The following is an 11,671-nucleotide window of genomic DNA, read 5'->3' on the forward strand; positions in this document are numbered from 1 at the left end:
CTGTTCGCCATTTAAAGTGGTACGCGAGCTGGGTTTAGAACGTCGTGAGACAGTTCGGTCCCTATCTGCCGTGGGCGTTGGAGAATTGAAAGGGGCTGCTCCTAGTACGAGAGGACCGGAGTGGACGAACCTCTGGTGTTCGGGTTGTGTCGCCAGACGCATTGCCCGGTAGCTAAGTTCGGGATCGATAACCGCTGAAAGCATCTAAGCGGGAAGCGAGCCTTGAGATGAGTTCTCCCTGATACTTTAAGTATCCTAAAGGGTTGTCGTAGACTACGACGTTGATAGGCAGGGTGTGTAAGCGTTGTGAGGCGTTGAGCTAACCTGTACTAATTGCCCGTGAGGCTTAACCATACAACACCCAAGGGGTTTTGATGGACTCAATGAAAGAACGTTGAATGTGTAAGAACGAGAATTAAGAAACAGCTTTCCGAATTAAAGAATTTGCTTGGCGACCATAGCGTTTTGGACCCACCTGACTTCCATGCCGAACTCAGAAGTGAAACGAAATAGCGCCGATGGTAGTGTGGGGCTTCCCCATGTGAGAGTAGGACATCGCCAGGCTTTAAATATCGCTTTCAAGTTTTTTTTTTAATTAAGATAATTGAAGGCAAAACTAAAAATTAGCATCGATAGTATAAGACTAAGTTTTAGTGACAATTTGTGGAGAGATGGCTGAGTGGTTGAAAGCACCGGTCTTGAAAACCGGCATACGTTAATAGCGTATCTAGGGTTCAAATCCCTATCTCTCCGCCACCTTTAAAAAACCGCTGTTCTTACAGCGGTTTTTTTGTATCTGCTGTTTTTTAACAGCTGTTATCGAAAACTTCTAATTGGCTTTTCTCCGGCCCTTTCTCTAAGTTCTTTAGCGTACTCACTTTGGGTGTAGTTTACGCAGTAATATCTTCAATCGAAGACATTTCCATAGGTCATTTGGGCTTTAAGTAGAGCTTTGTTAAGTCTCAACGTGGGATGCTTAAAAGCATTTTGATAGAGTTTCAGTCTAAATACTGCTGATGTGCTTGGAGAAAAAATGAAGCTACTTTACTGGTTAGATGAATGGCAAGCGCTTACTCAAAAAGAGCAAAAGGCTGCTTTACCAATTTCTGGCTACGATTTACTTGATGATGTTTTTGTTAAGTATGAACTCGTCGATCTTAACAAGCCATTGTTGTTCACATTTTCTCCTTCCGGCACTGATGTGCAGGTACAAGATTTAACTCCGAATTTTTCTCCTTGGGGCTACGAGCTCGGAATACAACAAAAAGTAAACATTATTGCCTTTCAACATTTAGGACAAAGTAATTGGTTCCGTAGTCGGAATTTGATTTTCTTTCTGGAGCAGCTGTCTGAGTTGCTTCATCCCTTCCAATGTCGTTTGGGTTATGGGCAAAGTCGAGGTGGCTTTGCAATTGGCGCGTTCGCTAACTTGCTGAAATTAGAACATCTTTTGTTGTTTTATCCTGTGAGCACAAAAAATAAAGCTTTAGTGCCTTGGGATGATCGGCCCAGCACTGAGCTTGCTCAGCAGTTTGCTTGGGAAAGCGGCTACCATGATCGAGATTTGGGCAATGCCAAAGGTTATATTATTTATGACCCATCCAATCGTATTGATCGTCTTCATGCTGAACGTTACCCAGAGCTAACTCATTTAAAAGTCGTCGGTATGGGGCACGGCACTCAATCCACACAATTAGATAAATTAGAATTTTTTAATCTGGTGGCGAAGGAGTTTGTTCGTCATCAAACCATAGATATTGACCAATTTAATAAGCAAATTCACGCTTTGTTTTAAAAGAGGACTGATATCAGAGTCCCCTGTAACCAGGGGGAGATGATCACACACTAAAAACTAGATTTTTAACACAATTGCTAGGCGCAATTTAGATGGAGGATTAATGAAGTTACTGTACTGGTTGGATGAATGGCTGGCTCTTTCTCGTGAAGAACAGCAAACCAGGCTACCGATGTCCGGGGAGGACTTACTTGATGATGTGTTTGTTAAGTATGAGTTTGTCGACCGAAATAAACCGCTGTTGTTCACCTTTTCCCCTGCTGGTACGAATCTACAAGTACAGGACTTACACTCAGACTTTGCGCCTTGGGGCTATCGATTAGCCCAGAAACAAAAAGTAAATATTATTTCTTTTCAGCACCTTGGGAAAGGTAACTGGTTTCGCAGCCGTAATTTGATTTTCTTTCTAGAGCAGTTATCGACATTACTTGAGCCTTTTGAATGCCGTTTAGGTTATGGCCTTAGCCGCGGTGGTTTTGCTATTGGCGCTTTTTCCAATCTATTAAAGTTGGATCAAGTATTGATGTTTCACCCGGTCAGTACAAAAAACAAAGTGCTAGTGCCATGGGATGACAGGCCAAGTACTGAACTTGCCCAACAATTTGATTGGGAAGGAAAGTACCACGACCTCGACCTTGGAGATGCAAAAGGTTACATCATTTATGATCCAACCAATGAAATCGACCGTCTTCACGCCAAACGCTACCCAGAGCTCACTCACTTGAGAGTCTTCGGTATGGGACATGGTACACACGCGACGTATTTGAATAAATTCGGTTTTTATAAGCAAGTGGCTGTAGACTTTATATGTTATCAGAAGATAGATATAGCGCAGTTTCGTCATCAGACTAAAACGCTGCGATTAAAAGAAGATTACTATCAGTGTCTTAACAAGGCGAATGCGAGTTCACAACATCGTTTGAGCCTACTGAGTACCGCTCATAATGTGCTAATTGAAGAAAAGAAAGAACATGTGAAGGAGTATCAAGCGCAAATCGATATTCAGCCACTTGTTGATATTGCGATGAAGCATGAGCATGACAATCCGCAAGATGCAGTACAACTTTTGGAAGTGGCTCAGCAGTTAGTTCCGAATGACCCCGTTGTGGAGCACAAGTTGCAGCAACTGTCGTAGCGTTGAGATGTAATGCAGACGGTATTGGTTGAAAATAGGTCCGTGGCTTTTGTCGCTGGCCTTTTTAGGAGCTTATGGGTTGATATTTCGATGACATTTAATGAAGCAGTACAAAATAAAAAGCCCAAGCAAATGCTTAGGCTCAACGAGTATTAATATGAGTTTAAAACTCTTTTGGCGCAAAGCCTGTCATGACATCGAGGCGAAGCTCTTTACCAACTTTTGTTAGTGGGTGAACGATTACTAAGCCGCGTACGCGTTTTTTCAGTTTGCCGATGTCCGCTTGTTCTGCTTTGGTGATTTCACGAGAGAATGGCATATCAAGTAAGCTTTTACGTTCTTTGTTCAGCTCATAGTTTTGCTTATGCTTTAACTGGTTAAGCTTTTTGGTTAGCTGTTCTACTTCATCCGTGAACTTTGTAATCATTTCGTGATCACCACGAGAACGTGCCGCATCAAGTTTACGTTGGCATGTATCTAAACGGTTGTGCAGCTTTTGAATATCAGTTTTTATGCTCATGGTAATTTGGCTCAAATTTTAAATAGTCGAGAAGTATAGCATAGCTGAGATCACACGCTCTACTATACTTCTCGATTGTCTGGCTTTAGTTAATCAGTTCATTGCCCGATACGTTACCAGAGAAAAAGGCTTCGACGTTATCGAGCGTAACTGAGGCAATATTATTAAGTGCTTCGTGAGTCAAGAATGCTTGGTGGCCAGTAAACAACACGTTATGACAAGCTGATAAGCGACGGAAAACATCGTCTACGATGACATCGTTAGATTTATCTTGGAAGAACAAGTCTTTTTCATTGTCATACACGTCTAGACCAAGCGCGCCAATCTTACCTTGTTTCAAGGCTTCTATCGCCGCTAGTGAATCCAGCAACTCGCCTCGACTAGTGTTAATGATCATCACACCATCTTTCATTTGCGCGAAGGCTTTTTCGTTCAATAGGTGATAGTTTTCTTCACTCATTGGACAATGGAGAGAGATAATATCCGCATTAGCGTAGATTTCTTCAAGCGAACAGTAACGCGCTCCCATTTCTAGTGCTAATGGATTTTCGTAAGGGTCATAGCAAAGCAGCTCCATGCCAAGCCCTTTGAAGATACGCATCGTCGCGATACCAATCTTACCTGTACCAATGACACCAACGGTTTTTCCGTAAAAGTTAAAGCCAACTAGGCCCTCTAGCGAGAAGTTGGCGTCACGTGTGCGTTGGTAGGCTTTGTGGAGGCGACGATTTAGGCACATCATCAAACCGACTGTGTGTTCAGCCACCGCTTCTGGTGAGTAAGCAGGAACTCGAACCACTTGTAAGCCAAGTTCTTTAGCGGCTTGTTGATCCACTTTATCAAAACCCGCGCAGCGCATGGCAATAAGCTTAGTTCCGCCCAGAGAAAGCTGTTTAAGAACGGGAGCTGAAAGGTCATCATTGACGAAAGCACACACGACATCGCAACCATGTGCCATTTTGGCGGTTTTTTCGGTTAGCCGGAAGTCGTGATAGTGGAATTGAAAATCTCGGTTATTTTTAATTTTATTAAAAGAGGCCTCGTCGTAGGATTTTGCACTAAAAAAAGCAATATTAATCATGGTTCCCTCTCAAAAAGTGCGGATTTTATAAATAAATATACTTATAAAGTAATGCAACTTAGGCGGAATGAATAGAGAAATCTTCTCTTTAACTTTTGCCATATCAAACAACGATAACGATCACGCCTTTCAATGAGTATTATCTTACGATTCTGCACTTGTGCGTTCATTCCATTAGCTCCTGGGGTAATACAGGGTCTACCCTAGATACTGTTTGCTTTACGGGCGCTAACTGACTAGCATAATCGCTCTTTTCTTGTTCACTTTAGTTAGGTTAGGCGTTCCGGCAATGTCAGTGAAATGGTGCTCAATGTTCTTGTGTTGTGTGTTGGCTTCTGGCGTCCATGCAGCTGTAGATTTTGTTAAAGTCGACAAGTCAAAGCGTCGAATGTATTTAATGGAACAAGGCACAATACTAAAAGAATACCGCATTGCTTTAGGAGCGAACCCTAAAGGGCATAAACAAGAAGAGGGAGACAATCGTACACCTGAGGGCGAATACACCTTAGATTACGTCATAGAAGACTCGGCTTTTTATCGTTCTGTGCATATTAGCTACCCTGATGCGATTGATACGTTGGAAGCGAAGCGCCGAGGTGTGTCCCCAGGAGGGAACATCAAAATTCATGGTTTAAAAAACGGTGAGAGTCAGTTGCCGATTTATATCCAAAGCTTTGATTGGACCAATGGGTGTATTGCGATTACCAATGAAGAGATGGATGAATTTATCCAGCTTGTAGAGATGGGGACACCAATTCAGATTGAGTGGTAACGAAATGGTGCCTCTGAAGCTCAAGGTGGTATGTGCTATGGCATAAAGCGTTGTGGATGATCACTGAATATACCGTCTAACTGAGGTAGGTACTTCAGTTTGTTTGGATTGTTCACTGTATAACACATCACTTTGTAACCCGCCTGCTGGAGTTTGTTTATTTGGCGCGAGCGAACCCAGTTAATGTTTAGGTTGCAGCTATAGGCGTTAACTTCTTCCAAAAGGCGTTTATCTTTTCTCGTTAAGAATTCACTCAATACACCTAATCGATACTCATTGCAGTATTTATGCAGCGCTCTAATGACATCATGACTAAAACTGGAGAGTAGTACCTTCTCTTGCGGCATGGGACTTTTTGCCAGTACGTTGGCGAGAGCTTGTGCCACTTCTTCTGCTGGGTGGCGATCTACCTTAACTTCAATATTCAAGTTAAGCTTATGCTCAGTAGCTAAAGTGAGCAGCTCATCTAATGTCATGATTTTCTCACCTGAAAAATCTGTGCTGAACCAGCTACCAAAATCCAACGCCTTTAACTCTTCCAGAGTCAGTTCATCGACACGCCCTTGTCCATTACTGCATCGATTTATGGTGTGATCATGGCAAACCACTAAAACATTATCTTTGGTCGGTTGTACATCAACTTCAACCCAATTTAATCCGAGGTCAATGGCGGCCTGAACGCTCACTTTTGTATTTTCTGGGTATGAGCCAGCAACACCACGATGACCAATTACTAATGTTTCCATGTTCTTCATCTTCTGCTTTGTGATGAGCAGATTGTACTCGTTTTTTGCTTTGAAGATATACCTCAAGGTGCATGTTGTCAGATCGTCTTAATAAAAGCCAAATCGCCCATTCGTCAAGGTAGGTCGTTGGAAGAACTCCTGTCGAATCATGAACCAAAGTTGGACTTTTATTCTCCTGCCGCTCATTTTTAAAGAGCAAGGTAGTTGCGAGTGCATCATGGTTATCGGGAGAGAGAAATATGAAGATCGGTGTTATTGGTGCAGGTGCTGTTGGTGTGGGAGTATGTAATTACTTACTCACTCTGGGTGGTTTTAGCGAGCTTGTTCTACTTGATAAAAATTTAGAACGTGCCGAGGGTGAAGTGTTTGATTTTCGTCACACGATGGCACTGACTTTTTCAAAAAACACACGCATTATGCCGTCGGATGATTACTTAGATTTACTCGAAGCCTCTCTTGTTGTTATCACCGCTGGTACGCAGATTAAACAAGGACAAACTCGTTTGGATATTGCTGAGGTTAATGCTCAAATTGGAGTTGATATTGCGCGTCAAATAGAGCGTGTAGCGCCAAATGCGGTGTTGATTGTTGTGTCAAACCCATGCGATATCGTGGCGCACTTTATTGTCACCAACACCGGTTTTGAGCCGAGTAAAGTTATTAGCAGTGGCTGTGTAGTTGATACCGCTCGTTTAATGAGTATTGTTGCTGGCCGTGTAGACCTAGACCCGAAGAACGTGTTTGGTTATGTATTAGGAGAGCATGGTAGCCATTGCTTTACTCCTAAGAGCTTAATTTCTATCGCTGGGCAACCGGCCGACTATTACTGCGATACCCATAACATTGAGAGAATTGATCCGCACGCACTTCTTGAGGCGGTGAAACAGGCGGGATACGAAATCTTTCGGCGTAAGCAGAACACCGTTCATGGCATTGCCGCCAGTGTCTTTCGAATCATTCAAGCTGTGACGATTAACGAACGATCGGTGTTGCCCGTCGGTACGATGATGTCGGGGCAATATGGCTTGCATGATGTTGTTCTCAGCCTACCTACGGTTATTGGAAAAAACGGAGCAAATTCAGTTCTGATGCATCCCTTTACTGAAGAGGAGCTTGTCACATTAAAAACGATCAGCACCCATTTAAAACACATCGCGGAAAATGTCGCTAAGCAGACGAAGCTAAAGCCCTAGGATGTGTAGTTGTTTAATTTGTAAATGAGTAATAGAATGCGAACCATTTTTATTTGAATGGTGAGTGGTAATGTCTCGAGTTTTGATAGTGGATGATGACGTTCCTTTGTGTGAGCTATTAGAAGCAGTTTTGCAAGAGGAGGGCTATATTGTCTCTTCTGTACATTGCGGTGAAAGTGCTTTGCAATATATGGAAAAAACGCCGGTAGATCTTGTACTGCTTGATGTCATGTTACCAAACCTTAACGGCATGCAAGTTGCCCGTAGAATCTGTCAACGCTTCGCGACACCTATTCTAATGCTTACTGCTCTTAATGATGAAAACTCGATGCTTGATGGCTACCAAGCGGGAGCCGATCAGTACATAGGAAAGCCTTTTAATTTTGCTGAGCTTCTGATGCGCATCAAAGCGATTCTTCGTCGTGTTGGTTTAGAGCGCCAACGTCAGGCGATGTGCAGTACCGTTCAAACGATCAGTGATCAGCTCAATAGCTTACCACTCACAAGCACGGAAGCCGAATTACTGAGCTATTTAGTCAAAAACCAAGGTGTGGTGATTTCAAAAGCGGAACTCCAAACCGAAGTATTAAAGAAAGAGCTAAGCCCTTTTGACCGCAACCTTGATATGCACATCAGTAATATACGTCGCAAGCTAGTAGAAGCAGGGCTCTCTAAGCAACATATCAAAACCTTCCGTGGCAAAGGTTACAGCTACCTAGAGGCTGTAAACAATTAATGAAGCTCACGTGCCCACCTTTTATCGCGAAACGTAAAGACAGCTTAGCGTTTAAGTTGTTTAGTTATATGACTGCAATTGTGATAAGTATTTTGGTCGTACAAGCAATGGCGGAGCAAGCTCTCGTGAAAGCCATGCTAAAAGTGCCGGACAGTGTGCGAGAAGAAATGCTCGATCTTGCACATCAAGCCAATGTGCTGATTGAGCACGGAGACATGGATGAACTTGCTGACTGGGCGAACGCGCAAAACTTTTATCTGTTTGTGCTGAATGAGCACCAGCAACCCGTCACTCACCGTTTAATGCATCCACACTTCGAGTTCAAGCTTCAATTTAAAAGAAGTATTGATGATCAACTTGAGGGAAAGGTAAATCGCCCGATTATCAATATCCCTTTGGTTAAAGATAATAGCTTGGTGATTCAACTGCCACATCGACTGCATCCCGCACATGACTTCATTTTATATTTCTCTATTCTCAAAGTGGTGATTGCGGTAGTTATTTTGGCGTTGTTCTCATTGCTAATGGCACGTAACTTACAACAGCCGCTTGATCGCTTAAGAGAAGCAAGCAAAAAGCTATCTAACGGCGACTTTAATGTCAGTGTGGTGAAAGAGTTAAAATCGAATACGCGCGAGTTTAACGAGCTGGCGCAAGACTTCGACCACATGACACAGCAAATTCATTCTCTTGCCGAAAAGCAGCGATTGCTTATAAGAGATGTCTCCCACGAGCTCCGAACGCCGTTGGCAAGACAGAATTTAGTTCTACACCTTTTGCGGAAGCGAGTTGGGGAGAACGAGCAAAGCTTGGTGACCAGGCTAGAAGACGAAGCTAAAGAGCTAAACCATTTGATAAGCGATATCTTGGAGTTCAGTCGCTTGGAAAATGCGCGTTTCGACAAAGGTGCGAAACGCCTTGATTTAGAGGTGTTGCTCGCACCGCAAGTAGAGCGGTGCAAAATCGATTTAAAACCAGAACAAACATTGTCATTCCGTTCAGACGCAACATGCGCCAAAGCTTTTTGCGAAGAAACGCTCATCATTCGTTGTTTGAATAACCTTGTTGGAAATGCCATCAAATATTCAGGGCAAGCATCTCAGATAGAAGTTTCTCTGGCTAATCATGTCAAAGATGGGCAGCAATTGATTTCCATGTCTGTATCCGACGATGGGCCTGGTATTCCAGAGAACAAGTTGGTCGATATTTTTGACCCGTTTACTCGCTTAGATGCGTCAAGAGATAAGAAGCTTGGCGGCTACGGCTTAGGTCTCGCGATTGTCAAAGAATCTATGCGCATTATGGGTGGATCCGTTACGGCGAAAAATCGTGAACAAGGAGGTCTGAGTGTTACTTTGGTGTTCAAGCAGTAAGTATGGTTAAGTCTTATTAACCGTGATGTTGATCACGTTATTGTGGTTCGTCATCAGAGAGTACTTTACAAAAGTTTGCAAATGCAAAGAATGTAAATTTAATGCAAATGGTAATACTTATCACTTATATTCACCCGCGAAATAACTAAGAGGGAATCGCATTCAACAAGCATGTGACCCGAAAAATAATAATCGGAGTGAAAGGATATGTTTACTAAGAGCCATTTGGCGCTAGTGATCGGTGCGGTGTTAGCAACACCTGCAGTGGCGGACGTTCAAACAGACGAACATGTAGTTGTAGAAGGTCGAGAGTTCGGCTACAAGGCGGATACAAACAGTACAGCAATGCGCATGGAAATGACGCAGCTGGAAACGCCAGGACAAGTAGCGGTTATCGATGAAACGGTAATTGATGAGCAGCGTGCAAGTACACTTGGTGAAGTGCTACGTAACGATGCAAGTGTTAGCGCGGGTGGTACAAGCCGTAACCGCGAACGTTTCTCTCTACGTGGTTTTGAACTTAGCAGTTCAGACGGTTTTCTTCGTGATGGCCGTCAACACTGGTCACACTACCGCCAGCCAATTGAGCTTTTAGAGCGTGTTGAAGTGCTTAAAGGTCCATCAGGCCTGCTATACGGTAAATCTGAGCCGGGTGGCTTGGTAAACATGGTTTCGAAAAAACCAACAACTCAAACACAAGCTAGTTTGAGTCAAGATCTAGGTTCGAATGATCACTCACGCACGGTGCTTGATGTGAGTGGCGCGCTAAATGATGCAGAGACACTGCGCGCGCGCGCAATTTTTGCCAAAGAAAGCTACGGCTCTTGGCGCAGCTACGGCGATGGTACCGAGCCAGAAACGGATCGTACGGTTGCGGGCCTAGTGGTTGAGTACGACATCACCGACAACTTTATGGTGTCAGCGCATTACGATCGCACGAAAGACGATGGTAGCGTGGATTCTGGTGCATACATTGTCGATGGCAAAGCGGTTCGCGGTGATAAGTACATTTGGGATGCGCAGTGGTCTGAAATTGATAACGATGTAGAAAACTATGGTATCGATATTAATGCTCAAGTGACTGACAATGTAAACGTAAAAGCAGGTTACAACCGCCAAGACTTTAAGCGTTTTGATGTGGAGTCTTACCCTAAATTTGATCAGTATGAAGAGCTCAATACGATTAAGCATCGAGGCAACGATCGCACCGATAATTGGGTGTTTGATACTGCATATATAGATGTGACGACGGACTTTACTTTGTTCGGTACGGAAAACACGTTGTTAGTGGGCGCTAACTACTTAGATTACAGTTATGATCGCTTTATGGCATTTCATAATGAGGCGAGTATTGCGCCAGGAGAAACGGTGCCTAAGCCTGGCTATCGTAGTTCGAAGAAATCACCAACAACTGAGTACGATACTTGGGGTATCTACGCGCAAAACATGATGACTATCAACGAGTCTTGGCAAGTACTTGCAGGGGTTCGTTATGATGAAAAGCGTGATGATGACCTGACAGAGAATCAAGTTTCTCCTAAGTTTGGTGTGATTTTCCACCCAGCGACAAATGGCTCGGTTTACGTTCAGTACTCTGAAAGCTTTATGCCGCAAGGTGAAGTCAGCAGTGGTCGTGGCAAAACTTACGTGAACGATGGCGAGAAGCTAGACGCAGAGCGTGGTATCTCTTACGAGATCGGAACTAAGTGGGAACTGTTCGATCAGCGCTTATTTGTATCCGGTGCAGTGTTTGATATCACATTAGAGAATATCTCGCTGGATGTTGAAAGCGGCAAAGACGCGGGCGGTAATCTCCTACACAAGAAAACGCAAGGTGGTGAGCAAGTTCACAAAGGTGCTGAGTTAATGGCTCAAGGTTTTGTGATCCCAGAGTTGTCGCTAACGGCTTCTGCAATGTATTTGGATGCAGAGTTGACGAAAGCGGATAAAAAATTCGAGGGTAACCGCCCTGCAGATGTGCCAGAGTTCTCGGCAAGTCTATGGTCTAGCTACAAGGTTCAGGACAATACGAACCTAAACCTCGGTTTGATTTATGAAGGTGATCGCTACGGTGATGCAAAGAACACCTTCAAGAAAGATGGCTACGCTCGCGTTGATATGGGCGTGTCATACAAACATAAGTACGATGAAAACTTGGATATCATTACTCGATTCAATGTCGAGAATTTATTCGATACCGACTACTTCGCAGGTGGTGGTAGCACGAATAGCGAGCAAAAAGGTGCGAGTGGGGTTGTGGTTGGAGAAAGCCGCAACTACATGGCAACAATCCAGTTCAAGTACTGATAACAATTTGATT

At 43.6% G+C, this 11,671-nt stretch carries 10 protein-coding genes, 1 tRNA gene and 2 rRNA genes; 10 read left to right on the top strand and 3 right to left on the bottom strand.

All coding sequences use genetic code 11. From position 1 onward, the window contains the following. From ACWYVB_RS04760 to ACWYVB_RS04780, 5 genes are all read left to right on the top strand, one after another. Positions 1-354 (top strand): 23S ribosomal RNA (locus tag ACWYVB_RS04760); the annotation flags it as partial. Between the two features lie 93 nt (positions 355-447). Continuing rightward, a 5S ribosomal RNA gene (gene rrf / locus ACWYVB_RS04765) occupies positions 448-564 on the top strand. 101 nt (positions 565-665) lie between these two features. Further along, a tRNA-Ser gene (locus ACWYVB_RS04770) sits at positions 666-756 on the top strand. Between the two features lie 277 nt (positions 757-1,033). Further along, entirely contained in the window at positions 1,034-1,795 is a 762-nt protein-coding gene (locus ACWYVB_RS04775) for a cytosolic protein (protein ID WP_457528151.1), read from the top strand. A gap of 103 nt (positions 1,796-1,898) precedes the next feature. Next, on the top strand, positions 1,899-2,930 hold the full coding sequence (locus tag ACWYVB_RS04780) for a cytosolic protein (RefSeq protein ID WP_457528153.1): 1,032 nt from the start codon (positions 1,899-1,901) through the stop codon (positions 2,928-2,930). A gap of 163 nt (positions 2,931-3,093) precedes the next feature. On the opposite strand, the gene ACWYVB_RS04785 is transcribed toward ACWYVB_RS04780, so the two are convergent. Together ACWYVB_RS04785 and ACWYVB_RS04790 are read right to left on the bottom strand one after the other, a co-directional pair. Beyond that, entirely contained in the window at positions 3,094-3,450 is a 357-nt protein-coding gene (locus tag ACWYVB_RS04785; RefSeq protein WP_005374274.1) for a YibL family ribosome-associated protein, read from the bottom strand. 85 nt (positions 3,451-3,535) lie between these two features. Continuing rightward, positions 3,536-4,531, bottom strand: coding sequence for a 2-hydroxyacid dehydrogenase (locus ACWYVB_RS04790; protein ID WP_264302544.1), 996 nt, complete (start codon positions 4,529-4,531; stop codon positions 3,536-3,538). A 289-nt stretch (positions 4,532-4,820) separates the two neighbouring features. Here ACWYVB_RS04790 and ACWYVB_RS04795 point away from each other — a divergent pair, with 289 nt between their 5' ends. Beyond that, complete coding sequence (locus ACWYVB_RS04795; RefSeq protein WP_048624649.1) at positions 4,821-5,303, top strand: L,D-transpeptidase family protein; 483 nt, start codon at positions 4,821-4,823, stop codon at positions 5,301-5,303. Between the two features lie 35 nt (positions 5,304-5,338). Here ACWYVB_RS04795 and ACWYVB_RS04800 read toward each other — a convergent pair whose 3' ends face one another. After that, the gene (locus ACWYVB_RS04800) at positions 5,339-6,049 is read right to left on the bottom strand and encodes a glycerophosphodiester phosphodiesterase family protein (protein WP_457528157.1); all 711 of its coding nucleotides are present in this window, start codon (positions 6,047-6,049) and stop codon (positions 5,339-5,341) included. A 239-nt stretch (positions 6,050-6,288) separates the two neighbouring features. Between ACWYVB_RS04800 and ACWYVB_RS04805 the strand changes: the two genes are divergently transcribed. From ACWYVB_RS04805 to ACWYVB_RS04820, 4 genes are all read left to right on the top strand, one after another. Then, positions 6,289-7,242 carry a lactate/malate family dehydrogenase gene (locus ACWYVB_RS04805; RefSeq protein ID WP_457528159.1) on the top strand — a complete coding sequence of 318 codons (954 nt, stop codon included), beginning with the start codon at positions 6,289-6,291 and terminating at the stop codon, positions 7,240-7,242. Between the two features lie 70 nt (positions 7,243-7,312). Next, positions 7,313-7,978, top strand: a complete 666-nt coding sequence (locus ACWYVB_RS04810; RefSeq protein ID WP_457528161.1) for a response regulator transcription factor — start codon at positions 7,313-7,315, stop codon at positions 7,976-7,978. Beyond that, positions 7,978-9,351 carry a histidine kinase sensor domain-containing protein gene (locus ACWYVB_RS04815; protein WP_457528163.1) on the top strand — a complete coding sequence of 458 codons (1,374 nt, stop codon included), beginning with the start codon at positions 7,978-7,980 and terminating at the stop codon, positions 9,349-9,351. Before ACWYVB_RS04810 ends, ACWYVB_RS04815 begins: the two co-directional genes overlap by 1 nt. 207 nt (positions 9,352-9,558) lie before the next feature. Next, positions 9,559-11,658 carry a TonB-dependent siderophore receptor gene (locus ACWYVB_RS04820; RefSeq protein ID WP_457528165.1) on the top strand — a complete coding sequence of 700 codons (2,100 nt, stop codon included), beginning with the start codon at positions 9,559-9,561 and terminating at the stop codon, positions 11,656-11,658. Positions 11,659-11,671: the final 13 nt, after the last annotated feature.

The sequence above is a fragment of the Vibrio sp. JZG10 genome (assembly GCF_054064075.1).

What these genes read in the sequence shown, in the direction of transcription:
- ACWYVB_RS04790 (WP_264302544.1), bottom strand. Translation starts at nt 4,531, where the DNA reads ATGATTAATATTGCTTTTTTTAGTGCAAAATCCTACGACGAGGCCTCT.
- ACWYVB_RS04810 (WP_457528161.1), top strand. Translation starts at nt 7,313, where the DNA reads ATGTCTCGAGTTTTGATAGTGGATGATGACGTTCCTTTGTGTGAGCTA.
- ACWYVB_RS04785 (WP_005374274.1), bottom strand. Translation starts at nt 3,450, where the DNA reads ATGAGCATAAAAACTGATATTCAAAAGCTGCACAACCGTTTAGATACA.
- ACWYVB_RS04805 (WP_457528159.1), top strand. Translation starts at nt 6,289, where the DNA reads ATGAAGATCGGTGTTATTGGTGCAGGTGCTGTTGGTGTGGGAGTATGT.
- ACWYVB_RS04775 (WP_457528151.1), top strand. Translation starts at nt 1,034, where the DNA reads ATGAAGCTACTTTACTGGTTAGATGAATGGCAAGCGCTTACTCAAAAA.
- ACWYVB_RS04780 (WP_457528153.1), top strand. Translation starts at nt 1,899, where the DNA reads ATGAAGTTACTGTACTGGTTGGATGAATGGCTGGCTCTTTCTCGTGAA.
- ACWYVB_RS04800 (WP_457528157.1), bottom strand. Translation starts at nt 6,049, where the DNA reads ATGGAAACATTAGTAATTGGTCATCGTGGTGTTGCTGGCTCATACCCA.
- ACWYVB_RS04815 (WP_457528163.1), top strand. Translation starts at nt 7,978, where the DNA reads ATGAAGCTCACGTGCCCACCTTTTATCGCGAAACGTAAAGACAGCTTA.
- ACWYVB_RS04820 (WP_457528165.1), top strand. Translation starts at nt 9,559, where the DNA reads ATGTTTACTAAGAGCCATTTGGCGCTAGTGATCGGTGCGGTGTTAGCA.
- ACWYVB_RS04795 (WP_048624649.1), top strand. Translation starts at nt 4,821, where the DNA reads ATGTCAGTGAAATGGTGCTCAATGTTCTTGTGTTGTGTGTTGGCTTCT.